29 protein-coding genes and 1 other annotated feature are annotated in these 26,697 nt (G+C 40.8%); of the genes, 16 read left to right on the top strand and 13 right to left on the bottom strand.

The features are described from left to right. Positions 1-9 precede the first annotated feature (9 nt). Genes hisB through hisZ form a run of 4 tightly spaced genes read right to left on the bottom strand, consistent with a single transcriptional unit; the run spans position 10 to position 3,757 of the window. On the bottom strand, positions 10-594 hold the full coding sequence (gene hisB, locus A4245_RS05245; RefSeq protein WP_067726394.1) for an imidazoleglycerol-phosphate dehydratase HisB: 585 nt from the start codon (positions 592-594) through the stop codon (positions 10-12). Continuing rightward, positions 587-1,873 carry a histidinol dehydrogenase gene (gene hisD / locus A4245_RS05240; RefSeq protein WP_067726392.1) on the bottom strand — a complete coding sequence of 429 codons (1,287 nt, stop codon included), beginning with the start codon at positions 1,871-1,873 and terminating at the stop codon, positions 587-589. Before hisD ends, hisB begins: the two co-directional genes overlap by 8 nt. Before the next feature lie 6 nt (positions 1,874-1,879). Then, positions 1,880-2,506 carry an ATP phosphoribosyltransferase gene (gene hisG, locus A4245_RS05235; RefSeq protein ID WP_067726390.1) on the bottom strand — a complete coding sequence of 209 codons (627 nt, stop codon included), beginning with the start codon at positions 2,504-2,506 and terminating at the stop codon, positions 1,880-1,882. Continuing rightward, positions 2,507-3,757, bottom strand: coding sequence for an ATP phosphoribosyltransferase regulatory subunit (gene hisZ / locus A4245_RS05230; RefSeq protein ID WP_067726388.1), 1,251 nt, complete (start codon positions 3,755-3,757; stop codon positions 2,507-2,509). It abuts the gene before it with no gap. A gap of 112 nt (positions 3,758-3,869) precedes the next feature. Here hisZ and A4245_RS05225 point away from each other — a divergent pair, with 112 nt between their 5' ends. The 4 genes from A4245_RS05225 to murB all read left to right on the top strand — a co-directional run bounded on the left by A4245_RS05225 (position 3,870) and on the right by murB (position 7,056). After that, complete coding sequence (locus A4245_RS05225) at positions 3,870-4,670, top strand: histidinol-phosphatase HisJ family protein (RefSeq protein WP_067726386.1); 801 nt, start codon at positions 3,870-3,872, stop codon at positions 4,668-4,670. Between the two features lie 105 nt (positions 4,671-4,775). After that, the gene (locus A4245_RS05220; RefSeq protein WP_067726384.1) at positions 4,776-5,174 is read left to right on the top strand and encodes a YbaN family protein; all 399 of its coding nucleotides are present in this window, start codon (positions 4,776-4,778) and stop codon (positions 5,172-5,174) included. Continuing rightward, positions 5,171-5,983 carry an alpha/beta fold hydrolase gene (locus tag A4245_RS05215; RefSeq protein WP_084268685.1) on the top strand — a complete coding sequence of 271 codons (813 nt, stop codon included), beginning with the start codon at positions 5,171-5,173 and terminating at the stop codon, positions 5,981-5,983. The genes A4245_RS05220 and A4245_RS05215 overlap by 4 nt, the downstream gene beginning before the upstream one ends. 170 nt (positions 5,984-6,153) lie before the next feature. Further along, positions 6,154-7,056 carry a UDP-N-acetylmuramate dehydrogenase gene (gene murB, locus A4245_RS05210; RefSeq protein ID WP_407668361.1) on the top strand — a complete coding sequence of 301 codons (903 nt, stop codon included), beginning with the start codon at positions 6,154-6,156 and terminating at the stop codon, positions 7,054-7,056. A gap of 177 nt (positions 7,057-7,233) precedes the next feature. Here the strand turns inward: murB and ehuA are convergent, their stop codons facing one another. The 4 genes from ehuA to ehuB form a co-directional block, all read right to left on the bottom strand. Next, positions 7,234-8,004: an ectoine/hydroxyectoine ABC transporter ATP-binding protein EhuA gene (ehuA, locus tag A4245_RS05205; RefSeq protein WP_067726380.1), complete on the bottom strand. Its 771-nt coding sequence runs from the start codon at positions 8,002-8,004 to the stop codon at positions 7,234-7,236. Continuing rightward, complete coding sequence (gene ehuD / locus A4245_RS05200; RefSeq protein WP_067726378.1) at positions 8,004-8,723, bottom strand: ectoine/hydroxyectoine ABC transporter permease subunit EhuD; 720 nt, start codon at positions 8,721-8,723, stop codon at positions 8,004-8,006. Before ehuD ends, ehuA begins: the two co-directional genes overlap by 1 nt. Further along, positions 8,723-9,382, bottom strand: a complete 660-nt coding sequence (locus tag A4245_RS05195) for an amino acid ABC transporter permease (protein ID WP_084268701.1) — start codon at positions 9,380-9,382, stop codon at positions 8,723-8,725. The genes ehuD and A4245_RS05195 overlap by 1 nt, the downstream gene beginning before the upstream one ends. A 175-nt stretch (positions 9,383-9,557) precedes the next feature. Next, on the bottom strand, positions 9,558-10,436 hold the full coding sequence (gene ehuB, locus A4245_RS05190) for an ectoine/hydroxyectoine ABC transporter substrate-binding protein EhuB (RefSeq protein WP_067726376.1): 879 nt from the start codon (positions 10,434-10,436) through the stop codon (positions 9,558-9,560). A 409-nt stretch (positions 10,437-10,845) separates the two neighbouring features. Between ehuB and ytzI the strand changes: the two genes are divergently transcribed. Continuing rightward, a complete protein-coding gene (gene ytzI / locus A4245_RS19585; RefSeq protein WP_084268684.1) occupies positions 10,846-11,010 on the top strand; it encodes a YtzI protein in 165 nt (54 codons plus the stop codon). A gap of 46 nt (positions 11,011-11,056) precedes the next feature. Here the strand turns inward: ytzI and A4245_RS05185 are convergent, their stop codons facing one another. Both A4245_RS05185 and A4245_RS05180 read right to left on the bottom strand, forming a co-directional pair. After that, positions 11,057-12,034 carry a ring-cleaving dioxygenase gene (locus tag A4245_RS05185; protein ID WP_067726374.1) on the bottom strand — a complete coding sequence of 326 codons (978 nt, stop codon included), beginning with the start codon at positions 12,032-12,034 and terminating at the stop codon, positions 11,057-11,059. A gap of 92 nt (positions 12,035-12,126) precedes the next feature. Beyond that, entirely contained in the window at positions 12,127-12,696 is a 570-nt protein-coding gene (locus A4245_RS05180) for a M15 family metallopeptidase (RefSeq protein WP_067726372.1), read from the bottom strand. Positions 12,697-12,883: 187 nt separating this feature from the next. Between A4245_RS05180 and A4245_RS05175 the strand changes: the two genes are divergently transcribed. The 8 genes from A4245_RS05175 to proS all read left to right on the top strand — a co-directional run bounded on the left by A4245_RS05175 (position 12,884) and on the right by proS (position 21,650). Continuing rightward, positions 12,884-14,473, top strand: coding sequence for an ABC transporter substrate-binding protein (locus A4245_RS05175; RefSeq protein ID WP_067726369.1), 1,590 nt, complete (start codon positions 12,884-12,886; stop codon positions 14,471-14,473). A 21-nt stretch (positions 14,474-14,494) separates the two neighbouring features. After that, positions 14,495-15,484, top strand: a complete 990-nt coding sequence (locus A4245_RS05170) for an ABC transporter permease (RefSeq protein WP_067726367.1) — start codon at positions 14,495-14,497, stop codon at positions 15,482-15,484. Positions 15,485-15,501: 17 nt separating this feature from the next. Beyond that, a complete protein-coding gene (locus A4245_RS05165; RefSeq protein WP_234402356.1) occupies positions 15,502-16,320 on the top strand; it encodes an ABC transporter permease in 819 nt (272 codons plus the stop codon). Positions 16,321-16,336: 16 nt separating this feature from the next. Next, positions 16,337-17,788 (top strand): ABC transporter ATP-binding protein, encoded by a 1,452-nt coding sequence (locus tag A4245_RS19580; protein WP_084268683.1) that lies wholly within the window; start codon positions 16,337-16,339, stop codon positions 17,786-17,788. Positions 17,789-17,882: 94 nt separating this feature from the next. Then, positions 17,883-18,368: a DUF456 domain-containing protein gene (locus A4245_RS05155; RefSeq protein WP_067726363.1), complete on the top strand. Its 486-nt coding sequence runs from the start codon at positions 17,883-17,885 to the stop codon at positions 18,366-18,368. 27 nt (positions 18,369-18,395) lie between these two features. Next, the gene (gene thiD, locus A4245_RS05150; protein WP_067726361.1) at positions 18,396-19,226 is read left to right on the top strand and encodes a bifunctional hydroxymethylpyrimidine kinase/phosphomethylpyrimidine kinase; all 831 of its coding nucleotides are present in this window, start codon (positions 18,396-18,398) and stop codon (positions 19,224-19,226) included. 15 nt (positions 19,227-19,241) lie between these two features. Next, positions 19,242-19,793 carry a cysteine hydrolase family protein gene (locus A4245_RS05145; RefSeq protein WP_067726359.1) on the top strand — a complete coding sequence of 184 codons (552 nt, stop codon included), beginning with the start codon at positions 19,242-19,244 and terminating at the stop codon, positions 19,791-19,793. A 108-nt stretch (positions 19,794-19,901) separates the two neighbouring features. Further along, positions 19,902-20,126: a binding site (T-box leader), on the top strand. An 84-nt stretch (positions 20,127-20,210) separates the two neighbouring features. Further along, positions 20,211-21,650: a proline--tRNA ligase gene (gene proS, locus A4245_RS05140; RefSeq protein ID WP_067726357.1), complete on the top strand. Its 1,440-nt coding sequence runs from the start codon at positions 20,211-20,213 to the stop codon at positions 21,648-21,650. Between the two features lie 604 nt (positions 21,651-22,254). Here proS and A4245_RS05135 read toward each other — a convergent pair. Beyond that, positions 22,255-22,734: a glutathione peroxidase gene (locus tag A4245_RS05135; RefSeq protein WP_067726355.1), complete on the bottom strand. Its 480-nt coding sequence runs from the start codon at positions 22,732-22,734 to the stop codon at positions 22,255-22,257. Between the two features lie 170 nt (positions 22,735-22,904). On the opposite strand from A4245_RS05135, the gene A4245_RS05130 reads away from it, so the two are divergent. After that, positions 22,905-23,597, top strand: coding sequence for an N-acetyltransferase (locus A4245_RS05130; protein WP_067726354.1), 693 nt, complete (start codon positions 22,905-22,907; stop codon positions 23,595-23,597). Between the two features lie 79 nt (positions 23,598-23,676). On the opposite strand, the gene A4245_RS05125 is transcribed toward A4245_RS05130, so the two are convergent. Together A4245_RS05125 and trhO are read right to left on the bottom strand one after the other, a co-directional pair. Beyond that, positions 23,677-24,117: a general stress protein gene (locus tag A4245_RS05125; protein ID WP_067726352.1), complete on the bottom strand. Its 441-nt coding sequence runs from the start codon at positions 24,115-24,117 to the stop codon at positions 23,677-23,679. Positions 24,118-24,330: 213 nt separating this feature from the next. Next, a complete protein-coding gene (gene trhO / locus A4245_RS05120) occupies positions 24,331-25,302 on the bottom strand; it encodes an oxygen-dependent tRNA uridine(34) hydroxylase TrhO (RefSeq protein WP_067726350.1) in 972 nt (323 codons plus the stop codon). A 495-nt stretch (positions 25,303-25,797) separates the two neighbouring features. On the opposite strand from trhO, the gene A4245_RS05115 reads away from it, so the two are divergent. Further along, positions 25,798-26,001, top strand: a complete 204-nt coding sequence (locus A4245_RS05115) for a spore coat protein (protein ID WP_067726348.1) — start codon at positions 25,798-25,800, stop codon at positions 25,999-26,001. Positions 26,002-26,124: 123 nt separating this feature from the next. Continuing rightward, the gene (locus A4245_RS05110; RefSeq protein ID WP_067726346.1) at positions 26,125-26,673 is read left to right on the top strand and encodes a spore coat protein; all 549 of its coding nucleotides are present in this window, start codon (positions 26,125-26,127) and stop codon (positions 26,671-26,673) included. Positions 26,674-26,697: the final 24 nt, after the last annotated feature.

Raw genomic sequence — 26,697 nt, 5'->3', positions numbered from 1 at the left:
TCAAGTTGCTTATAGACTTCCCTTTGTTGAAGGAATCCCTTTTATACGGGGATTTTTTTGTGTTGCCTCATCCAGTGCACGTCCAAAGCCCTTAAAGATTGATTCAATCATATGATGGGTATTTTTCCCGTAAGCAAGATTGATATGGAGGGTTACCTTTGCATTGCTTACAAAAGCCTGGAAAAACTCCTCCACAAGCTCTGTATCGAAGTTTCCAACTTTATCCTTTAAACCCTCAATATTGTAGACAAAGTAGGGGCGGCCACTGATATCCAATGAAATAGTGGATAGTGCTTCATCCATTGGAGTTGTGACATTTGCATACCTTGTAATGCCTTCTTTGTTGCCTAATGCTTCCTGGAATGTCTGTCCAAGGGCAATACCGATATCCTCCACCGAATGATGCTGATCGACGTTCAGGTCTCCATCACATGCCACACGTAAATCAAATAAACCATGCTTTGTCATCAAAGTAAGCATATGGTCGAAAAAACCGACTCCTGTATCAATGGATGATCTTCCTGTTCCATCAATTGTGAGATCCAAAGCAATGGAAGTTTCGTTCGTTTTTCTTTCTATTTTTGCCTTACGCATTTCGATCATCCTTTCTGATGCGAATGGAATTTGCATGTGCAGTCAAGCCTTCAACATTTGCGATTTTGATGATTTCATCTGCTGCATATTGAATCGCTTCTTTTGAATAGCTGATGATACTGGATTTTTTCATGAAATCATAGACACCAAGCGGGGATGCGAATTTTGCCGTACCATTTGTCGGTAATGTATGGTTCGGTCCCGCAAAATAGTCACCAAGTGGTTCGGGAGAATAGTTTCCAAGGAATATGGCTCCGGCGTTTTGAATATATTGGACGTTTTCACCAGGTTTTTCAATCATCAGCTGTAAATGTTCTGGCGCTATCTCATTTACGATTTCAAATGCCTCGTTTAGGTCTGAAGCTAAAATGATTTTACCGTTTTGATTAATGGATTGTTCGATGATCCTTTTGCGTTCAAGGGAGGCTGTTTGTTTCTCTATTTCCGCTTTAATCAGATTAGCCATCTTTTCGCTTGTTGTAATGCAAATCGCGCTTGCGGATTCATCATGCTCTGCCTGTGACAATAAATCTGCTGCCACATAGCCTGGTGGAGCGGTAGCATCTGCAACAATACAGATTTCACTCGGTCCGGCAATCATGTCGATGGCAACATCGCCATAAACCCATTTTTTTGCCCGGGCAACGAAGGCATTTCCGGGACCGACAATTTTAGAGACCTTGTCAATTGTTTCCGTTCCATATGCCAAAGCGGCAATTGCCTGTGCTCCCCCGACCTTATAGATTGTTGTGACACCAACTTCTGCTGCGGCAACAAGCACATATGGATTGATTTTTCCTTCTGTATTCGGTGGGGTAGTAATTGCGATTTTCTCGACACCAGCAATTTTGGCCGGTATGACATTCATCAGTACAGAGGATGGGTATGCAGCCTTTCCTCCGGGGATATAGACCCCGACCTTATCCAAAGGAGTAACCTTTTGTCCGAGCATTATTCCGGGTTCTTTATCCATGAACCAGGACTGTTCTTTTTGTTCGATATGAAAAGATTCGATATTTCCTTTTGCCTTACGTAATGCAGTAAGAAATTCTTCGTCGACAAGCTTGTGGGCTTCAGCGAATTCGGACTCTGAAACGGTTAATGCTGTTAATGCTGCCCGGTCGAATTTTTCTGTATAGTTAAATAGTGCTTCGTCACCGTTTTTACGAACCGTTTTAATTATTTCCAACACCGCACTGTCAAGCTCCTGCTCGTTGCTTAGTAAGGCGGTCTGATCCTGCACTTCATTTGCAAATTGCTTTGCTGTCAGTATTTTCATTCTTCATCACTCCAACGCGGATTTTAATTGACTGATTAGTTGCTGTACTTCTGCTGACTTTGTCGCAAAGCTTGCTTTGTTCACAATCAGCCTCGTACTGATATTTTCAATGTCTTCGATTACGGACAGCCCATTTTCCTTCAAAGTGTTTCCCGTTTCCACGATATCGACAATATAATCTGCCAAACCGATTAATGGAGCCAATTCTACGGAACCGTTCAGTTTGACAACTTCAATCGATTGGCCCTTTTTTGCAAAATGTTTTTTGGCGATGTTTGGGTACTTGGTTGCTATTATAAGCTGCTGATTCTGCTCCGGCATTTGTTCCTTTTTTCCAGCAACAGCAAATTTGCATTTTCCGATTTTTAAGTCGAGAAGCTCGTAAATATCTGCCTTTGATTCAAGGATATTATCTTTCCCGACAATGCCAATATCGGCAGCACCCTTTTCCACGTATGTCGGTACATCCATTGCCTTGACAAATATAAGTTTGATGGACCGATCATCATTGTAAAAGACGAGCTTTCTGCTTTTTTCATGAAAATCATGAAACTGTATACCTGTTTTCACCAATAGGTCAATCGTGCTCTTTGCTGGTCGCCCCTTGGCCAATGCAAGTGTAATAGGTTGCAATTATAAGTCCCCCTTTGTGTCCTTAAGCAATGATAAAATATCCTTCGTATCAGAAAAATTATGCTTTCCGTCCTTGTTGATCAGTACATTCTGTTCTTCGTCATAGTTTACTATAGTCCTAGAAGGCAGCGGCTTCATACTGCTGGACTCCTTTGAAAAAGTTAGGACCTGATAATTTTGCCTTCGTAATTCATAGGCTGTGGTCAAGGCTTCTTTTTGTTTTTCCTTCATGTAATAAATGATAATATCAACCGTCTGACTATCAGGTTCTGCCAAGCCTTGCTGCTGAATGGCCTGGAGCAGATAATCAACCTCAAATGCAAACCCAATTGCTGGCATCTCGGCCTCAAACTGCTCTCCCAGATTATCGTATCTTCCACCCATCAATACGGGCTGACCGAATCTATCTACAAAACCTTGGAAGATAACTCCAGTGTAATAATTCATATTGTTGATTAGTCCAAGGTTAAAAACAACATAATCATCTGCTCCATAGTCCTTCAACACTTCATATACATCAATCAAGTTGTGAAGAATGCGTTGCATCTTATCGCTGCGGACAATTTTTTCTGCCTGCTGGATTACACTGGCAGGTTCACCATACAGCATTGGAATGGACTGGATAGCCATTTTAAGATCATTTTCTATAGGCATGTTTTCTAAAAGCAATTCAATTTCCGCTAAGTTTTTTGACTGAATTAAAGTCTGCAGCAGTTCCAGTTCCTGTTTGGATAATGCAGCCTGCTGAATCAGTTCCTTAAAGAAACCTGCATGGCCGATTTCGATTTTAAAATTCTCAAATCCCATATCTTCCAGTGTGTGTATCGCAAGCATAATAACCTCTGAATCCACCTCGGGAGTATTCTCGCCGAAAAACTCTACGCCAGCTTGGGTACTCTCTTTCTGGTTAGGCAATTCGACCGATTGGCGAAATACGTCCAATACATAGAACAGTCTCTGATTAAAGGGATTGGAATTGTGATTGGCTGCTGTTATTCTTGTTATAGGAATCGTTACATCAGGGCGGAGAACGAGTACTTTTCCGGTAGTATCGATTACCTTAATCATGTCATCTTTATTTACAGTTCCGATGATATTGGAGTACATATCATAATGTTCAAATGTTGAGGTTCGTACTTGCTTATATCCGTAAGTAGTAAAGCGATTTTTTAATGTTGATATCAACTCATCTCTCATTTGAAAGTCTTCCACATTTTTATTTCTGTTCATTTCCGTAACATCTCTATGCATATATAAAACTCCTTTTTCATAGCTTTATTACTTTACCGCTTTAACTAACTAAAGTTATATAGTATTATAAATATAAATCAGAAGAAAGTCAACCGAAAGGGGATAGGAATAAATGTTTGATTATCATGTACACAGCAAGTTTTCGGCAGATTGCAAGACGGATATGGAAACAACGATCGAAAAAGGAATACAAATCGGACTCGAGGAAATTTGTTTTACGGAACACATCGATTACGATTACCCGGACAAAGACTGGGTTTTTGAATTTGATTTAAATCAATATGATAGAAAGATAAAGGAAATGCAGCAGCAATATGCAGGTCAGATTCGAATTAAAAAGGGTGTAGAGATTGGGGTCCAGCCACATCTGGCTGCAAAACACAATGCTTTAATGAAAGAAGAGTCTTTTGACTTTGTTATTTGTTCCATGCATGCTACGGAAGGAAAAGATCTGCACTCAGGAGAATTTTTTAAAGACAGGACAGTAGACGAAGCATATGAAATCTATTATAAGGAATTTTATGAGTGCATAAAGGAATTTAAAGCGTTTAGTATTCTGGGACATATTGATCTGGTGAAGCGGTATACAAAAGAGAAGAGCAAGAAAAACTTTTACGATATTATTGGAGAGATCTTCAAGGAGATCATCCCTGCAGGAAAGGGAATTGAATTGAATACATCGGGTTTCAGGTATGGCCTTGAAAATGGTATGCCAAGTAAGGATATACTGAAGCTTTATAAAGAATATGGCGGTGAAATCATTACCCTTGGTTCGGATTCCCATGTGGAAACAACGCTTGCATACCAATTTAGGGAATCCTTGGAATTGTTGCAGTCCATTGGTTTTAACTATATCGCATCTTTTGAGGAGCAAGAGCCTGTTTTTCATAAAATAGAAACGATATTGAAATAAATGGCAGGCGATAAGAATTTTATATGAACTTTTTTGCAGAACCCACTATAGAAGGGGGAGCAAATGATATAATAAAGGTAAATTAATTTCCTGAGCTGGTGAAGTATGAAAGCTATCAAAAAAGTGTTTTTAATTATTATAGGCTCTATTTCATTGAGGTTGGGAGCAGTAGGTATATTTTTGCCGTTATTGCCGACAACACCCTTGCTTCTCCTTTCCGCTGCCTGTTATATAAGAAGTTCAGAAAAGCTATATAACTGGTTGATAGCCAATAAGTATTTTGGAATGTATATTCTGAACTACAGGCAGGGAAAAGGGATTCCTTTAAGCGCAAAAATAATCGGAGTGACCTTGCTTTGGTTTTCCATGCTTTATACAATAATTTTTGTGATACCAATAATGATTGTGAAGGTACTGCTGTTTTTAACAGGCTGTTTTTTTACATGGTTCATTATTAAGCAAAAAACATTGCGAAATAATATAAAAATGAGGGAAAGTCCTTGAGAAATAAACGAATGAGAATGGTTACAGCAGCAGGGATGCTATTATTTGGAATGATCATTATCCTGAACTTGCCGAACAAAACAAAATCGGAGCTGTACCTTGGTGAACCAACTGTTTTTATCCATGGTTATAAAGGTACTGCTAATTCCTTTGGTTTCATGCTGAACAGGTTTGAGAAGAAATATGGCTGGGGTAATAAAGGCCTGATCTACCGTGTATCCAAGGAAGGCCAAATTCGGGATTTCAACATGAGTAAAGGAAAGCATGCACCGGCCTTTGTACAAATCATCCTGGAAAATAACCGGGCAAGTTTTGCTGACAGTACCGAATGGATTTCCAACGTCCTCAAACATATGAAGGAAAAATACTACATCGATTCAGTCAATCTTGTGGGCCATTCCATGGGCGGAATAATTTCCGTAAAATATGCGATGGACTATGATGGAAAAGATTATCCGCGTGTGAATAAGATAATTGCGATAGGCAGTCCGTTTGATGGCATATACAGTGAGGAATACTTTCATATACATCAAGATGCCGCAGCGATGGATTTAAAACCAGGATCGCTTGCGCTTCAACTATTGAAGGAAGGTACATTCCCAGCTGATATTGAAGTATTGAGCATTGGCAGCACAGGAGACGTGATTGCACTCCCAGAAAGTGTCCAGGCCCTACGAACAATTATACCGAATGGAAATTTACAGGAAATTATAATTGAGAATGAAAAATTAGGACATAGTGCCTTGCACGAAAATAAAGAAGTAGACAAAATGATACATTCTTTTTTGTGGCAAGATGATGGGCTATAACTTACAATAGATAAGGACTGATTATAATCGATATCCCTGTCTGTAACGGGGTATATTCGTAATCTCATGCGATGAGAGGGATAATAAAAACCCGATTTGTCAGTTGATCGGATTTCTGGATTTCTAAAGATAAATTTAAAGGAATGATATGAGTGACAATAAATCATCATATGTACGATAAATTAATACAAATAACATCTAAGAGTAATGTGATGGTGAATGAGCTCCTGAAAAATCATACGTATACCCGTTTAGGCGGGAAGGCCGATTTTTATGTAACCCCTGAAACTTACGAACAAGTACAGGAAGTTATAAGGCTTGCCAATCAGGAGAATATTGCTTTTACGATGCTTGGAAATGGATCCAATCTAATCGTTAAAGATGGTGGGATTCGCGGTATAGTAATGAACCTCCAAAAATTATCGGATATTAAAACAGTGGGCAATACGATTATTGCTCAAAGTGGAGCACGAATTATCGATACTTCCCGTGAAGCATTGAAAGAGGAGCTGACCGGATTGGAATTTGCCTGCGGAATTCCCGGTTCTGTAGGCGGGGCGCTGTTTATGAATGCAGGAGCCTATGGCGGGGAGATTAAGGATGTCCTGACGAGCACTGTAGTCGTTGACCGTGAAGGTGAAATCCTGACATTAACTGCTGATCAGCTGGATTTGGCTTATCGCACTAGCAACATCCCTGAAAATGGCTATATTGTTCTGGAGGCTACTTTTACTCTTGAAGCTGGCGAATATGATGCAATAAAGGAAGTCATGGATGATTTGACAAATCGTCGGGAAACGAAGCAGCCGCTCGAGTACCCATCATGTGGAAGTGTATTTAAGCGTCCGCCTGGCCATTTTGCAGGGAAACTGATACAGGACAGTGAGCTGCAGGGAATGCAAATCGGTGGGGCTCAGGTTTCCCTTAAGCATGCAGGATTTATCGTGAATAAAGATGATGCTACTGCAAAAGAGTATATCGACCTCATCAAATATGTTCAGAAAACCGTGAAAGAAAAGTTTGACGTAAAACTTGAGCGTGAAGTAAAAATAATCGGTGAGGAACTGGCATAACTTCTAAAGTCGTGAACATCTGGAATGTTCACGGCTTTTCTTTTTAGAAAAACTTGGTTGCCACCAAGCTTTTCGGTGACAGCCTTAGTTGCACTTATGCAGATAGGAAAGTTTTATACTTTCCTACTTGCAAAAAAAGCACTCCCGTCCAGCGGGAGTGCAGATGTATAGTATGATCTATCTTCTGAATCGATGCAGGAATCCTTGCAATCTTTCATTGGTAGAGTGCTCGATAACCTGGCTTGCAGTTCCCTGCTCAGCAATAACACCCTCGTCTAGGAACAGAACTTTATCTGCTATATCAAGGGCAAAGTCCATTTCATGTGTAACGAGGACCATTGCCATATCATCGTGTTTTGCAATATCACGGATAACTTCAAGAACCTCTCCGACCAATTCCGGGTCCAGTGCAGATGTCACCTCATCAAACAACATGATTTTTGGACGCATGACCAGTGCACGGGCCATCGCTACACGCTGCTTTTGCCCTCCTGAAAGCTGACTTGGGTAATTATTCAGTTTATCACCAAGTCCAACCCTGTCAAGCATTTGGATAGCACGTTCACGCACTTCTTCTTTGTTTTCCTTTTTGACGTGAATGGGTGCTGTCATACAGTTTTCCAGAATGGTCATATGCGGAAATAAGTTGAAGTGCTGGAACACCATTCCGATATCTCCGCGAACCTGTCTCAAATGTTTTTCGTTTGCTTTGACCATTTTCCCTTTCTTTTCCATCTTCCAAAGGTTTGTGCTATCGACAATAATATCTCCTGATGTAGGCTCTTCAAGGGTCATAAGCATACGGATGATTGTAGTCTTCCCTGAACCACTGGGTCCGATGACGGCTACTTTTTCAGCTGGTTTTATATCCAGGTTGATCCCTTTTAAAACTTTGATGTCTCCAAAGGATTTGTGGACATCCTGGAATTTTACGATTGGTTCAGACATTACATCACTGCTCCTTTTTGATCGCTTTTGACAGCTGCATTTTTATCAAAGCGTGTATTCATTTTCACTTCCAATTTCTTGATCAGGACTGCAGAAGGATAGCTTAGTACAAGGAAGATAATCCCCACTATTGTCAAGGGTTCCAAGTAAGCCCAGTTCTGTGCCCCATAAGTGTTTGCCATAAGCATTATACCAGCGACCCCTATTGTTGATGCAAGAGGAACTTCCTTAAACATAATGATAAAGTAGTTTCCAAGCATAGGGATGGTAGGAGGGATAGCCTGTGGTAAGATTATTTTCTTCCATTTATCAAGCGTCGTAAAGTTTAATGCTCTGGAAGCCTCCCATTGCCCTTTGTCAACACTTTCAATGCCAGAACGATAGATTTCACCTACATATGTGCTGAAATGGATACCAAGGCCAAGCACGGCGCTTGCAAAAGGGTTTAAGGCAAATCCGACTCCGGGTATCATCGGCCACGCATAGTAAATGAAAAATAGCTGAACAAGAGGGGGGGTGGAGCGAATAAATTCCATTGTCCATGTAACAATCCAGTTAAATGCTTTGTTAGGAACTCTGCGTAGAAATGTCCATACGAACCCGAAAGTGAGCGCAAATAAATAACAAGTGATCGTAAGACCTACCGTTATTCCCAATCCTTGTAAGACGAAGGGAAGGGCATCAAAAAATGTGTCCCAGCTCCAGTAAGTAAAATTCATTAGCTAGCCACCCCTTTTTTGGAAATAGTTTCACCTTTTCTTGTCAGCCAAATCAATGGAAGGGCAAGAATAAAGTAGAATACAAGGACTAATAAGTAAACAAGTGGTGCTTGAGATAAATTGGTACTTCTTATAATATCTCCATAATATAGAATGTCGGTCATTCCAATTAGTGATACTAAGGACGTACCCTTTAACATTTGAATGGTATAATTACTGAATTCCGGAAGCATCATCCGTACTGCCTGAGGAAAGATAATCAGCCGCATTCGTTGAAAGCTGGACATGTTAAGTGCTGTTGCAGCCTCTGTCTGTCCTTTTGCAACAGAAAGAATGGAACCACGTACGACCTCTGAAAGGTAGGCTCCATAATTCAAGCCTATCGCTATGACACCTATCCACCAGTTGGACCCAAGTTGAATGCCGAATAGCATTGGTATAGCATAATAGAGCCAGAATAACTGAACGATGAGGGAAGTTCCACGGAACACCTCAACATATAGACCAGTGAATTTACGAATGAAAGTATTTTTAGAAAGGCGGCTTAGCCCAGCAATAAAAGCCATCAGATAGGCAAATATAGCTGAAGCGAGCAGTACACTTACTGTGACGCTCAATCCTCTCGCAAGTTGCGGGGCAATATCAATGATTGCATTAATCGTAACCACTCCTTTGTTTTTTATTAATCAACTGAATGATTGGTCAAGATACTATGTAAATATTTGAAAGTTGCTTTTACGCTGACCTGAAAAAAATTAGGTCCAGTCCCCTGGGCGAGGGAACCGGACCCTATGGAGTCTTTACTTCATGTAAGTTTAGCTTCTAAGAACTTGATTAAATTTCACCATTGCAAAGTTGCTCTGTCGTCACTTCACCTACAGGAACGAAATTACTCTCTCCACTGAATCCATTTGCTTCCAACAGTTCAGCAACTGTTCCGTCTTCTTTTAATTCTGCAAGTTTTTCATTATAGGCATCACGCAATTCAGTATTCTCCAGACTGAATGCTGCTCCCCCATAACTTGGTACCCCTTCAACATCCGGTTGTTCAAATGACTCAACAAATTCCAGTGCGTCTGTATCAGCTGACTCTAAAGCCATCTTGACTGTCATTTCCGTGCCAGTTGTTGCATCGGCACGACCTGATTGAACAGCAGAAAATGTTGCCGGAATATCTGACGCCGTCTGGATTTGATCTTCACTGACGCCTTCTGATTTTAGAAACTCAATTTCGGTTGCACCTTCCATTACAACTACAGTAACGTCCGGATTATCAGCAATATCTTCATAGCTTTCTAACCCTAAGGGGTTCCCGGCTTCTACGATAAGTCCTTCACCATATTGCATCGTTGGTTCGCTGAACGCGGCATTTTCGCAACGATCCGGATTGATGGCCATCCCTGCAGTAATAACATCGAACTGTCCAGCTTGAACTCCTGGAATTAATTGGGCCCAGTCCGATAACTGAGAATTCATATTTTCAATACCAAGCTCTTCAAATACCGCTCCTGCAATATCTACTGATGCTCCTTTAAGTTCCCCATTTTCTTCATATGCATATGGTGCTTCATTGGCAAAACCAATTGTAACTGTTCCTGCTTCCTGTAATTGTTCCAAACTGCTACCGGCATTCGCAGTATCCTCATCTGATCCGCAAGCAGCCAGAAAAACTAGCATAGACCCGAAAAGCACTGTAACTAATAATTTTTTCAAAATTAAATGACCTCCCTGTATAGTGTAAAGAGATTTATGTTCTTCCTTTTGGTGACTTTTTACTAGGTATATATCACCTTGTATAGGTGAAAAAAAGAGAATGGAAGAAATGGGGTTTTCCAACATTCATAGATATAATGTTATAGATTAATAACTTTTCCATCAAACATTGTATTTTTCGATAATTTGTAATTTACTTTGAAATTTAGCGTTGATAGTATGTATGCTTACAGATACAGAAACATACTTGTAAATGGTGCTGTTTCCTCCCAAATACTTTCAGTCGAAGAATAAGCGGCAGGGTTCAACAAAAGTTTACATTTCCAATTGAAATGGCACTGTTTCTGGTTTAATCTGTATATTAAAGAGATGAAGCTTTTCATGGCATAATGAAGTGAGGTTTTAAACAATGGGCGCATATATAGCAGTGGGAATTGTATCCGTGGCGATCGTTGGACTTGTTGTAGGCCTTTCACTTGCCACCTTGTCTAAAGGCTATGGATACAAGCATTCGATTGACCCCTTGCCTGCTGGCAAGAAGGAAGAAGATTTGGAAGAAAAGAATAAAAAATAGGAAATCATCTTATTTTGTTACCAAAAGTAAAACAAGATCGCACATTTCAGTGCGATCTTGTTGTATCTAACGGCTTAATGGCAGTCTCAATTTTTTTGCGCTGGTTTTCCAAGTATGGAGGCAATGCCAATGACTCTCCAAGCTGTTCAAAGTCTTCATCGGTGGCAAACCCCGGTCCATCTGTCGCAAGTTCAAATAAAATCCCATTAGGATCTCTGAAATAAAGGGATCTGAAGTAAAAACGTTCGACCATGCCGGAATTGGGCAGCTGGATTTCTTCCAATCGATCCTTCCATATTGTCAGCTCCTCTTTATCTTCCACACGAAGGGCAACATGGTGGACACTTCCTCTTCCAGGTCTTTCCTGTGGCAGGTCTTTTCTGACTTCAAGATGCACTTCTGCACCTGTCCCACCCTCGCCTGTTGAAAATACGAGTATGTCGGGCTGGTCATCAACGTCAGAAGGATAACTGCCAATCTGTTCAAAGGTTAGCAGGTTGGTTAATATATTTATTGTCGGTTCAGGCTTCCGTACAGTCAATTTGGCTGGGCCAAGGCCGATAATACCTTTATCAGTTGGGACAGTGCTATGCTCCCATACCTTCCCACCTGGAACCCCTTTATTATTTTCATCGGATATAAGTGTTAAACGTTGTTTTTCATGGTCACGGAAATGGATTACCTTCCGTGCCCCTTGCTTCGTTATACCATCATGATCAACATTATATTCAGTAAAACGTTGTTGCCAATATTCCAATGCCGCATCATTTGGCACACGCAGGGAGGTAGCTGAAATACTGCCGACGCCCGGATACGTCGTTCCGGCATTTGGGATTTCGAAGAACGTTAAATCGGTACCGGGATTTCCTGCTTCATCGGCGTAAAACAAGTGATACATAGATGTGTCATCCTGATTAACGGTTTTCTTCACTAGACGCATACCTAAAACTTCGGTATAAAAATGAAGGTTATCTTTAGCATTTGCCGTAATGGCAGATACATGATGAATTCCTTTTATCTCCATGGATTTTCCTCCTAAGATTAGAAAATATCTTTAATTAAACATAAATTAAGTATAGCTTTATTTTTGTACCTTGTCCAAATTCAGTGATTTATTTATGATGACGGAATATTTTCGGGAGGTCTGAACCCTTTTTGAAGTTGATGGATACTTAGATCAAAGGTCATTTGCAGGTGAGGGTAATCTTTGAAGCTCCCCCAGTCTCCGCCCCATTCAAATCCTAAGTCCTTTGCAATTTCAGCAACCTCGAACCAGTCGGATTCTCCATTTCCGTTACCATCATAGTGAATGTCCCAGATTATTTCACCAGCATCGTTTTTCAATGCATAATCTATTGCCAGACCATAATTATGATACGATTCTCCACCCCTTGCATTTGTTACGATATTTCCATTACGGGACCTGCCCTGTTCATAGAGCTGATCCTGTCTTTCAATAGAGCGGGTTTCATCCGTGATTACGATATCTATATTTCTTTCCTCTGCCATTTCAACCAGAATGTTTTTGTTCTCTTCGACGATTGGATGGAGTTCTGCAGGAATGGATGCGTCCTCACCTAAGTATATATATCTGTTATCCTGGAGCTTGTTATATAGAAAGAATAAAAGTATTAAAAACAAAATAATAATCATCCATGTTGCTACTATGTTGCCAAAGCCTTTCATGCAGTAGTGTTCCCCTTTTAAAAATGTTACCTTAATCATAACAGATTTTTTTCCTGATGAATTGCTTTTAGCTGCGTATAAAAAAACAAATTTGGATAGTAAGATGTGTTATGCAATATTGCAGTATGATTTAAGAGGATTTACAATGTAATGAGCGGTTAATTAACAGAGAGGGACTTTGACACAGATGAAGATAAAAAAATTAACTTTCATGACTATACTTATATTTGTCGCATTACTTGCAGGTTGTAGGGGAGAGTCGGACAATTCTTCCCCTAAAAAAGATGATGAGCTTATTCTCGCTATTGGGGGAGAACCTGATGAAGGCTTTGATCCTACCACGGGATGGGGACGCTATGGGTCACCGCTTTTTCAGAGCACACTGCTGACTTATGATAAAGATTTCAACATTCAATATGATTTAGCCACTGACTATGCAGTAAGTGCGGATGGTCTGAAGTGGACGGTAGAACTCAGAAAGGATGCGACCTTCTCAGATGGAGAAGCGCTTACTGCTGATGATGTCATTTTTACATTCGAAACGGCAAAATCAAGTGGATCGATTATAGACCTTAGCAATTTGGAGGATCTACATAAGGTGGATGAATATACGGTTGAATTCAACTTAAAAGAACCAGAATCAACATTCATCTACCTGCTCGTATCTACAGGGATTGTGCCAGAACATGCTTACGGTGAAAACTACAATGAAAATCCGATTGGGTCGGGGCCTTATCAATTGGTGCAATGGGATAAAGGACAGCAAATAATTGTGGAGGAAAACCCCAATTATTACGGTGATAAACCTTATTTTAAAAAGATGACTTTTTTATTCCTTTCTGAAGATGCCGCATTTGCAGCCGCAAAAGCTGGTGAAGCGGATGTTGTTTCCATACAACCGGCTTTCGCTGATGAAGAAGTAGCTGGAATGAAGCTGATACAATTGGAAAGCGTTGATAATAGAGGGATTATGTTTCCCTTCGAACAAGCAGGGGGAGAAACAGAGGAAGGGGCCCCTATAGGCAATGATGTCACAGCCGATATTGCTATCCGGAAAGCAATCAATGTTGGGGTGGATCGCCAAAAATTGGTTGGTGGAGTGCTGGAAGGTTTTGGCACACCGGCATATACCGTAGCAGACAATTTGCCTTGGTGGAATCCGGAAACGACAATAGATGATAATAATTTGCAACAGGCAAGGAAAATACTGGAGGATTCCGGCTGGCTGGAGAATGAGGATGGCATACGGGAAAAAAACGGATTAAGTGCGGCATTTACGTTGCTCTATCCTGCAGGTGATCAGATTCGGCAATCCTTATCAATCACCTTTGCAGAAATGATGAGGCCACTCGGCATCCATGTTATTCCGGAAGGGAAAAGCTGGAATGACTTGGAATACTTAATGTATTCAAACCCGGTCATGATGGGCTGGGGAAGTCATGATCCGCTTGAAATCTATAATTTATACAGCAGCGAAACGAGAGGGGTTGGGTATTATAATGCCAACTATTACTCCAATCCATCAGTTGACGATTATTTAAATAAAGCATTACGGGCGACTTCCGAATCGGAAGCAAATAGCTACTGGAAAAAAGCACAATGGGACGGCGAAACAGGATTTTCTGCTCAAGGAGATGCACCGTGGGCATGGCTTGTCAACCTGGATCATCTGTATTTGATTGACGAAAATTTGGAAATTGGCGAACAAAAAATCCAGCCGCATGGACATGGATGGCCAGTTACCGACTTTATTGAACAATGGCATTGGAGAGAGTAGTAGGATGGAAAGAGGGTAAACATGCACTATCGACAATTGGCACTTTACATCATTAGAAAATCAATCAAATTGGCAACATTGCTAATAGCGGTCAGCATAATTTCCTTCACATTGATTAGTTATTCACCTTTGGATCCTGTGCAGTCATATATAGGTGCTGATATGACTAGAGTAAGTCCGGAGCAGAGGGAAGCCATCACGGAATATTGGGGGTTAAACGAACCAAAAGTCCAGCAATTTTTTAACTGGGGCAAAAATGTACTCCGAGGTGATTTGGGTACTTCCTTGTTGTATCGGAGCCCGGTATCCGAAACGATTGCGGAACGCTTCCTTGCATCCTTGGCATTGATGGCGTCAGCCTGGGTGCTTTCAGGGGTATTTGGCTTTTTACTGGGGATTATCTCAGGTATGAAAGAAGGCACATGGGTTGATCGCCTAATAAAAGGATATTGCTTTACACTCGCCTCCACTCCGGCGTTTTGGATGGGGTTATTGTTAGTCATGCTGTTTTCTGTACGGCTCGGTTGGTTTCCGATAGGTCTAGGGACACCTGCTGGCGTACGTGCTGAGGACGTATCGTTTCTTGAACGTGTAAGGCATCTTGTCTTGCCGGCGTTGACTTTAAGCATTACAGGGGTTGCAAATGTAGCACTGCATACAAGACAAAAGTTAATTGAAGTGCTGCAAAGTGATTATGTGCGCTTCGCCAAAGCAAAAGGGGAACATGGTTTTATTTTGGTATGGCGGCATGGATTAAGAAACATATCACTGCCTGCTGTTTCCTTGCATTTCGCTTCATTTGGTGAACTTTTTGGCGGAGCCGTACTCGCAGAACAAGTATTTTCTTATCCGGGTCTCGGTCAGGCAGTCGTCCAGGCGGGACTAAGCGGGGATGTGCCGCTATTATTGGGTATCGTATTATTCAGTACGATATTTGTATTTACAGGGAATTTGATTGCGGATCTGCTGTACAAGATTATCGACCCTCGCATTAGAAAGGGGCCTATTTAATGAGGGGGAAGATTCCTATGCTTAATCTAAGACAACGAACGGCAGTGATTATTATTCTGGCAATCGTCTTGCTTTCAGTCATCATGCTGAATGGGATATTTATGGATAATGACAGGCTTACAGTCAATTTAGATAGTAAGAATAATGCCCCATCACTGAATCATCTCTTTGGAACCGACTGGCTGGGAAGGGATATGCTGGCACGTACCTTGAAGGGGCTTACAATGAGTATGGGAGTAGGTCTGCTTGCGGCTTTTCTAAGTGCATGGATCGCTTTAATGCTGAGTTTATTGGCCTCCTTGAATAAAACATTTGATTACATGGTTACATGGCTTATTGATTTAATTTTAAGTGTTCCACATATTGTCTTATTAATTATGATTTCTTTTGCTTTTGGTGGAGGTTTCAATGGTGTCGTAGTCGGCCTGGCTCTTACCCATTGGCCGAGTTTAGCGCGACTGTTGCGATCGGAAGTGCTGCAAATAAAATCAGCAGAATACGTGGGGGTATCTCAACAGCTGGGTAAATCCAAACTTTGGATTTTAAGACACCATATAATTCCTCATTTAGCCCCTCAGCTATTTGTCGGATTTATTCTGTTGTTTCCCCATGTAATTTTGCATGAAGCTGCAATAACGTTTCTCGGGTTTGGGTTATCTACCGATCAGCCTGCAATTGGTGTGATATTATCCGAATCGATGCGCTATTTATCAACCGGCTTGTGGTGGCTGGCGTTTTTCCCGGGACTATCATTATTGCTAATGGTGGCACTGTTTGATTTATTAGGAAAAAATATCCATAAATTAGGAGGCCCATTTCAGGGTCAGAGAGGATAAGGGGAGCTGGTACGGAATGAAAAACAGTAAAGGAAACGAACCATTGCTTGAAGTTAAAAATCTTTCCCTCTCCTTTATTCAATATAAGAAAGGATTACGTGAAACAAAACTTCAAGTGGTCCGAGACCTGAACATGACGATACACAAAGGAGAAATTGTCGCAGTAATAGGTGCAAGTGGTTCAGGAAAGAGTTTGCTCGCAAATGCTGTATTAGGCATACTTCCTGACCACGCACTGCTTGACGGGACTTTAAATTATAAAGGGGAGGCACTCACTTCTGATCGCCAGCGTCAATTACGAGGAAATCAAATTTCACTTATTCCCCAATCGGTCAATGCGCTCGATCCATTAATGAAAACAGGAAAACAAGTGCAATCCGTTATTCGAAAGGGAAATAAAAAAAAAGCCCAGCAGTCTATTTTTGCTGAAGTAGGGTTACCAATCGGAACGGCCGAGAAATATCCATTTGAATTATCAGGAGGTATGGCAAGGCGCGTTTTGGCATCCACTGCAATGGCGAGCGGTGCTGACCTGATCATTGCTGATGAACCAACCCCTGGATTGGATCCGAAAGTTCTTAACGAGACAGTCGGATATATGAAACAACTGGCTTTGGATGGAAAAGGAATTATGTTCATTACCCATGACATTGAAACTGCACTTAAAATCGCTGACAGAGTGGTTGTATTTAAGGAGGGTAAAACTGTAGAGATTGCGGATGCAAATAATTTTACTGGGAATGGTGAGAAGCTAAAGCATTCCTTTACGAAACAATTATGGAATGCCATGCCACAGAATGCATTTATCGAAGGAGTTAATTTGCAGGGGAGGCTTCCGGAATCAATAGAAACAGATGGGCAAGGACTTAAGGTAGAACGGATCAGTTACCATTATGGAAAAAATCCTTATCTTTTTAGAGACTTGGAACTGTACGTAAAGCCTGGCGAGGCAGTAGGTTTGCATGGTTATAGCGGATCTGGGAAGTCAACGATGGCTCAAATCATCGCCGGTTATTTGAAATCGGAAACTGGCAGGATATCAGTGAATGGTAAAACAGCTTCTGGCAGCAAAAATCCAGTGCAGTTGGTTTGGCAGCACCCAGAGAAAGTAATTAATCCCAGATGGCAAATGTCTAAAGTGTTGAGGGAAGCAGGAATGACGGATAATGGTCTGCTTGGCGAATTAGGCATCAGACAAGAGTGGCTGTCTCGCTGGCCAAGTGAGTTATCTGGTGGTGAATTACAGCGGTTCTGTGTGGCACGTGCGCTTCATAAGGACACCAAATATATTATTGCCGATGAGATGACAACAATGCTTGACCCGATAACACAGGCACATCTTTGGCAAACGATCTTACGCCTTGCAGATGAGAGAAATATTGGTGTTCTTGCGATAAGTCATGATTATGATTTGTTAAAACGAGTAAGCAATCGTATGATAAACTTTAATCATATTACGAATGTATAAGGCGAGTACTGCTCTTTAATCAAAGTTTACGATATACTTGTTAATCGATAGGCAGTCGCAGAAATTTTAAAGAGGAATGATTGGAGGAGACTTTATGCTGGATGTTATCATCTGGATAATTATTGCTGCACTATTTATTTTAAGTTTCGTTGGAGTGATTTTTCCGATCGTTCCTTCCGTTCTTGTATTATGGGGCGGTTTTTTACTATATCAATTTGTTCTGGATGGGAACGAACTGAATACGTTATTCTGGATGGTCATGATCTTATTCACAGTCCTGCTGTTTGCGGCTGATATAATTGCGAACAGTTACTTTGTGAAGCGATATGGTGGAAGTAAATGGGGAGAACGAGGTGCTGCGGTAGCAGTCATCGTCGGTTCATTTATAACACCTCCGTTCGGTATTATTTACGTGCCTTTCATCGTCGTATTTATCATCGAAACGATTCAGAGGAGGACGTTAAAGGAAGCTTTCCGAGCATCATTAGGTTCTTTATTTGGATTTTTAGGTGGCAGTTTTGCTAAGATCGTTATACAGCTTATTATGATTATATGGTTTTTTATGTTGGTGTGGTTTTAAAAAAATGCAGAGAAAGGATCTTCCTAGATGAATTATCCGTCAAGAGTAATGACCATTGCTGGATCGGCAGCTGGAGGAAGTGCAGGGATTCAGGCAGATTTGAAAACTTTTCAAGAATTGGATGTCTATGGGATGAGCATTGTAACTGCAATTGTTGGCAGACATCCTGATACGGGAAAAAATGTCCATTCCCAAACAATTGAAGCAATTGAAGCACAATTTGATACGGCAATAAAGCAAGTAGGTGTGGACGGTCTGAAAACAGGAATGTTATTTTCAGAAAAAGTCATTGAAACAGTTGGGGGATTGATAAGGAATTCTGGCATTAAAACGGTTGTTGTCGACCCGGTAATGATTGGTAAGATGAATTCGAAGCTTCTGAAGGATGACGCAATCGAAGCATTAAAACACCAACTTATTCCTATGGCAACCATCATCACTCCAAATGTGCCTGAGGCTTCTATGCTCTTAGATGGCAGAGAAATTGACTCTATCGATGATTTGCAGCAGGCAGCGGTAGAATTGCATCGACTTGGTCCGAAATATGTACTGGTAAAAGGCGGCAGGCTGGCAGGACCGGCAATTGATGTATTATATGACGGCAGGAAACTGACTGCTTTTGAAGCACCCCGAATCGATACGGTTAACACAAGCGGGGCAGGATGTACATATTCGGCTGCAATCGCAGCATATTTAACAAAAGGGAAGCCTGTCACTGAAGCGGTACATCTGGCTAAAAGCTTTGTAACAACAGCAATCGCACATGGATTTTCCTATACAGATATCGTTGGGCCAACATATCATGCTGCAGAGAGGAAAAATGGGGAAGCACATCGTATAATAGTAAAAACGATATGAAATGAGGGGATGGACATGGTAAAACGAGCATTAATCAATGTAGACTATACGTATGATTTTGTGGCAGAAAAAGGTGCACTCACTTGTGGAGAACCCGGACAGGCTATTGAAGACAAGGTAGTGGAGCTGACAAAAGAATTCGAATCAGCTGGTGATTATGTTGTTTTTGCTATTGATGCGCACGAGGAAGGGGACCAGCTTCATCCAGAATCAAAACTTTTTCCGCCACATAATATTGTGGGAACTTCCGGTCGTGATTTGTATGGCAAGCTAGCCGACGTCTATGAAAATATCAAGCAACAAGAAAATGTTTATTACTTCGATAAAACGCGTTACAGTGCTTTCGCAGGTACTGATTTGGAAATCAGACTGCGTGAACGAAGCATTGATGAAGTTCATATTATTGGAGTGTGCACAGACATTTGCGTGCTGCATACAGCAGTGGATGCTTATAATAAGGGATTCCAGATTGTTATACATAAAGATGCAGTGGCTAGTTTCAATCAAGCCGGGCATGATTGGGCTCTTGGGCATTTTGTTCATTCATTGGGGGCAAAAGTATTATAATTGGAGGGCTGGAAAATGTCTGCGGAACAGGTGCCATGTTAAACTCATGTTAAGCCAGATTTGTTGGCCCTTGACTTTACAAATTCATCACTATATATTAAGAACATATACGAAACATTGACGAGGATTAGTACAATTTGTCTGTCTTTCAAAGAGAGGAAATGTTTGCTGTGAGTTTCCAAAGACATCAATTGGAACCTGCCTCCTGAGTTCGCCATCGGAAAGGCATCATGCCGTAAGATGTGCGCGGTTCATAACCGTTATCAAGTAAAGTGTGCAAGGGATAATATCTCCTGCAAACAAGGGTGGTACCACCAGACCTCGGTCCCTTTTCGGATGGAGGATTTTTTTGTGCCCAAACAGCGGTTGCTAACAAAATTACTACGAAATAACTAATAATAAAATGAGGTGTTCATTTTGGGTAAGAAGAATAAACAATTTGTTGAAAAAATTACTGCGATGGAAGATGACTTCGCACAATGGTATACAGATGTCGTAAAGCAGGCGGACTTGGTTGATTATGGTCAGGTTCGTGGAACGATGATCATTAAGCCATACGGTTATGCTATCTGGGAAAATATTAAAGACGAACTGGACCGTAAAATCAAACAGACAGGCCACTCCAATGTTGCCTTCCCGATGTTTATTCCTGAAAGTCTTCTGCAAAAGGAGAAAGATCATGTGGTAGGCTTTGCACCGGAAGTTGCCTGGGTTACACACGGCGGGGAAGAGGAGCTGGTTGAACGCATAGCAGTCCGTCCTACATCAGAAGTTCTTTTCTGTGACTATTATTCCAAAAACATTCATTCGTATCGTGATTTGCCAAAGCTGTATAATCAATGGGCAAATGTTGTTCGCTGGGAAAAGACAACACGTCCGTTTCTGCGTTCTTCTGAGTTCCACTGGCAGGAAGGGCATACAGCACATGCGACAGATAAGGATGCATCTGAAGAAACTGATAGAATGCTTGAAGTATATGCTTCTCTTGTAGAAGATTATCTGGCAATCCCAGTGCTGAAAGGTCGAAAAACAGAGAAAGAAAAGTTTGCAGGTGCAAAATACACGTTAACAATCGAAAGCTTAATGCATGATGGAAAGGCGCTGCAATCAGGTACTTCCCATCATTTCGGTTCTGGCTTTGCAGAAGCATTTGACATTACTTACCTGGATGAGAATGGGGAGAGCCAGTTTGTTCACCAAACATCATGGGGCCTCTCTACACGCATTATGGGTGCATTGATCATGGTGCATGGCGATAACCGCGGTTTAGTGGTACCACCACGTATTGCACCAACACAGGCAATGATTGTTCCGATTGCCCAGCATAAAGAGGGTGTATTGGATAAAGCATATGCTCTGCGCGATCAGTTGAAGGACTTAGTACGGGTTGATATTGATGGAAGTGACAAGATGCCTGGCTGGAAATTCAATGAATATGAAATGAAAGGGATTCCTGTTCGTATTGAAATGGGCCCTAAAGATATTGAAAAAGAGCAGGTTGTACTTGTTCGCCGTGATACTGGGGAAAAAGAATTTGTATCATTGAGCGAGCTTGAAGAACGCTTACCGGTATTGCTGGATGAAATTCAATCCAACCTATATGCGAAAGCTTTGGAACATCGGAATGAAATGACCTCCACTGCAACGAATATGGTAGAGCTTAAACAAACGCTTGATCAAAAAGGCGGATTCATTAAAGCAATGTGGTGCGGCGATTTGGCTTGTGAAGAGAAAATTAAGGAAGATACTACTGCGACATCGCGTTGTATACCATTTGAACAGGAGACCGTTGCAGAGACATGCGTATGCTGCGGCAAGGAAGCAAAGGAAATGGTTTACTGGGCAAAAGCATATTAATGACCATGGCTGTTTTCTAAAAGATCGGGATTTCGTTTACTCGTCAAACCTTAAAAATGTTGTTTTAGACGCAAAATAGGTAAACTGCGAAGTAACTTATATATTTAATATATGTGCTTCTGCTGCCGTCCGGGATCGCTACGGACAGTCGCTTTCCGCGGGCACGGCCTCAGCCCCGAAGAGAAAACCACTCTTCTGGTCTTCGGACACGTGCTTTCCCGCAGGAGTCACCACCCGCCGCTCACTCGGACTGGTATAGCTGTGTATTGCTAGTTTAGCTATCGCACAGGTTATAATTGGCAGTATGCGCTAATCAGCTCGGGGAAATACACGGAGACTCCAACGGGAGGAAAGGCATAGGTGAGACACTGAAATGCGCTAGCATGAAGGGGCTCACCAGCCGCCCGTGGAAAGCGCAGTGTATTTCCCCGAGCGGTAGCCGAAGTAATTTGCTTCCATTATTAGCTATAGATCTATCGCAAATAGCAGTTACTTCGCATTTTATATCAACTGTGAAACTAAATAAAAAAAACATACGAAAAGTGCTATTATTCTCTACCGTAGTGAAAATAATTCCCCTCCATAAATCAATGGAGGGGAATTATTATGCATTCAGTAATTTCTCAATATCTCTTTCAAGATTTTCCGGCTTTTTCTGAGGAGCAAACCGATCCACGACATTACCTTCTTTATCCACTAAAAACTTTGTGAAGTTCCATTTGATCTGGCCGCCAAGCAAGCCCTTTTTTTCGGAAGTAAGGTGTTTGAACAGCGGATGTGCATTTTCACCATTTACATCGACTTTACTGAACATGGGAAAAGTAACTCCATAGTTCCTTTGGCAAAAACTGGATATCTCTGAATCTGAACCCGGCTCCTGATTTCCAAATTGGTTGCTTGGAAATCCCAATATTTCAAACCCTTGATCATGATATTGATCATATAGCTTTTGTAATCCCTCTAGTTGTGGAGTAAATCCGCACTCACTTGCAGTATTGACGACAAGCAATGTTTTCCCCTGATACTCTCTAAGGGGTTTTTCTTCACCCTCGATCGTTATTGCGGTAAAATCATAAACAGTCATATGTAGCGCCTCCCTTCTTATAGAAAAGTATAGCAACCAGAGGATTTCTAAGTCAAAATATAAAGAATGTCGATACTGCTACCGGCATCATGAAGTACAATAGGAAGGTATGGCCCCAGAACTTTAAAGCAATACAGGGGCAACAGCATACATTCAGAAAGGATCGTTGGATGGGTACTTATATAACAACAGGAAAACTAGGTAATGGCCAGGAATTTTCCGTTCGATACCTGAACTTGAATGATATAGATGAAGTGATGAACCTGCAAAACAAGGTTGTAAAAGCTCTTCCTGAACCGGATGTTCTACAACCGCTTACTAAAGGAGAGTACGCAAAGATATTAAATAATAAGGACATGGTGATTGGTGTGTTCGTAAGTAAGAAGCTGATCGCTTTTCGGGCGATGCTCGCTCCGGAGAACGATGATGAGGGGTTGGGAGCGGATATTGGGTTACGTGTGGAGGAGTTTCCTTCCATCATCTATTCTGAAATCTCAAATGTCGATCCGGATTTTCGTGGAAATGGTTTACAGACGTATATGGGAAAAATACTTATAAGTAACATTGACAGAAAAAAGTATAAGTATGTACTGGCAACAGTAGCTCCGTTTAACATAGCAAGTTTAAAAGATAAGTTCTCTCTTGGTATGGAGATTGCTGAATTAAAGGAAAAGTTCGGTGGGAAACTCCGCTACTTATTTGTGAAGGAACTGACAGCAGAAAACCCTTCTCCATTCGCCAGCGGTACCGAAAATATCAACATGAGTGCTATGGAGCAGCAAAAAATGCTATTGAACGAAGGATACCGCGGAACAGCAATGGAATATAGAAATAATGATTGGTATTTGCGATTTGAAAAATAGAAAGTCAAATTTAAATTTATAGAAACATTCCTTATAAGAACAAAGACTGCCGTTTAGGCAGTCTTTGTTTTCTGTATTCCTATAAAGGTCTTTTTAGATCTTCGTCAAGGTTGGTCGATACTTCTGGATTATGATGAAAAGCGCTATCTGAACTTGAAGTGCCAATTAACTCATCTGCAATTAAAAATAGATTAAATTGTTCTCCGGTGCTGGTATATTTCTCAGCTTCTTCCTTGTCTACACCGTATTTAACTAATTGTTCATACGGCGTCACATCTAAAGTGCCTTCATCTTTGAATACCTTTTTAATTTTATCCCAAAATGAAGCATCCTCTGTTACATAAGGGCCTTTTTCAATATTAACGTCTGTAAAACTTTCCAGATCACCTTTTTTTATATTACTTTTACGGTCAGCAAGAATTGTAAGATCTGTTGTGGTATAGCCGGCAAGTTTAAATTCACCTATTGCCTGTATAGCTTCTTCTTCTGATTTATATGCTCCAATGATATGTTTAGCCATTTTATACTTACCTCCTAAAGAGTTCGAAATTGACTCATGTAAAACATATTCCCCGCTAATCCTTTTTGAAACATCTTCCAATAGTGTTAGAAAACTTGGTTGTCACCAAGCCTTTCTGTGACAGCTTAGTTGCACTTATGCAGATAGGAAGTTTTATATTATCTGCCAAGAAAAAAAACGACCCGTAAATATAGTCGTTTTCTCTTCATTATATTAAGCTTCCTGCTTCATGCTCTCTCCTAGAAGTGCCAGTCTTTCTTCAACTTCCTCAGCAGAAAGATTGTGTTCTTTCACATACATGTTGCGAGGGCTCACACGACAGTTGTGTGTGCAGCCGCGCAAATATTTATGCTCATTTTCTTCAGAACATAAAATTTGTTTGTTGCATTCAGGGTTTGCACAATTTATATATCTTTCACAAGGTTGTCCATCAAAATAATCAACGCCTACTACAACGTGTTCTTTTTGATTGACTGGAACAGCGATGCGCTCATCGAATACGTACAATTGTCCATCCCATAGATCTCCTTGAACTTCAGGATCTTTTCCGTAGGTGACGATTCCGCCGTGCAGCTGTCCTACATCTTCAAAGCCTTCCTTTACAAGCCACCCAGAGAATTTCTCACAGCGAATGCCGCCAGTACAGTAGGTCAATACTTTTTTACCTTCGAGCAGTTCCTTGTTCTCACGGACCCATTCAGGTAGGTCGCGGAAGGTTTTAATGTCTGGTCTAACCGCGCCACGAAAATGTCCCAAATCATACTCATAATCATTACGGGCATCCAGCACGACCGTGTTTTCATCCTGCATGGCTTCGAAAAATTCTTTTGGATCCAAATATTTACCAGTAGTTTCATGAGGATTGACATCATCTTCCAGACGAAGTGTGACCAATTCTTTACGTGGACGAACATGCATTTTCTTGAATGCATGACCATCATGGGCATCTACTTTAAATACCATATCTGCAAAGCGTGGATCATTATGCATTGCATCCATATATTTTTGGGTTTGTTCAATGGTTCCGGAAACAGTCCCGTTGATTCCTTCCTTGGCTACCAAAATCCGCCCTTTTAGATCTAAGTCTTTGCAAAACTGGAGATGTTCAGCTGCAAAGCCCTCGGGATCTTCAATATGCACATAGTTATAATACAATAAAACTTGATAATTCTTATTGCTTTCCATTTTTATTACCACCTGTTCATTTATATTTGCAAGATACAAATGTCGGTGTCGATATTTGGTTTTAAACATCTTGCAAAAGATATTATAACAGCGAATCGAAATTAATTCAAAGTGAAGATTATGGTTACATATGACTTCCAGCTTATTTACAGAACTAGCCCCCGATTTAATCATCGCATTTTATTTTGTAACCGGTAGAACTCTTTTAATAGAAAAAAGGTGGAGGGACTTAATCTCCACTTTGTTGACTAAATAATAACCCTAAGCCCTATAAAAAATTTCGTTCTGTTTATCTTATGTAATTAAATTTATTTGGCACCATTCATATACCCAGATATATCAAGGCATGAAGCGTTGGGAGGAATTCACTGAAAAATAGTCATTTTCAGCCCATTTCAGAAATATCGACAGTAGCATACATAGACAACAGCATAGTCACTTCATGACGGCTAACCATAATATAAATTATATTTAAAGAAAGAAGGTGAAGTGAACATGAGTGATGCATCCAAACCAATGGTCCCTGAAAAAGTAGTGGAATTAGCGGTTGATAGTATATTTAAAAAAAACGGAATTAAACCTGAAGAGCTGAAAAAGAACTTAACAGATGAGCAGAAAAAAGTGCTTAGAGAAATGGTAGAGGATCTAAAGAAACAGGTGGACCAATTCAATAGCAGAAATAATGAAACAAGTGAATAAAACTGAAGGAAAACACCTCTTGATAGGTGTTTTCTTTATTTTTCATGGCACTAGTGCATCTGTACAATCTTCTGGTTGTAAAAACCATAAATTATCCTATAACCACAAGAAAGGAGTGTCAATATGGCAGTTTATAGAATTTCAAGGGCCCCTTATGGCTACAGTCGTAAAAATAAACATTTTTATTTAGATAGCGAAGGTCGTCACAAGTGCAGCTGCGGCAATAATTGCAGCGGGAAATGCAAACATGGATTAAGCAGTAAACCAGAATTCAATTACAAATTAGATAATAACAATGATGAAACAGTTTCCCAAGAGGGGAGCGAATATGCATTTATGGATCAAGAGTCAGCCGAGCTGATTTGGGTGAAAGAATCCTGTGATATCGTGATTAATACCACGGATACACAAGCAGGAGTATCACTTCAAGCGGGATTACAACTGGCAATTGCGCTGGTTCTTAGAATTACAATTGGAGATACTGATCGAAGTGAAGCAGTATCACAAGAGTTAATGCAACAATTTGATATGACGCAGTCTAACAAACAGAAAATCTATATCTATAATACAAAAGATGCCAATATTACAACTACGGATACAGACCTAGCAATCAATATTCAAGTTTTGCTGCAGCTACTAGTTGCGTTAACAGTTATAGTCGATATCTTATAAAACAAAAATAATGATGAAAAGAGG

Source organism: Oceanobacillus damuensis (genome assembly GCF_001618145.1).
GTDB classification, from domain to species: Bacteria; Bacillota; Bacilli; order Bacillales; family Amphibacillaceae; genus Oceanobacillus; species Oceanobacillus damuensis.
The sequence above is the reverse complement of the archived record's forward strand: the minus strand, read 5'-3'. Positions and strand labels throughout refer to the sequence as shown.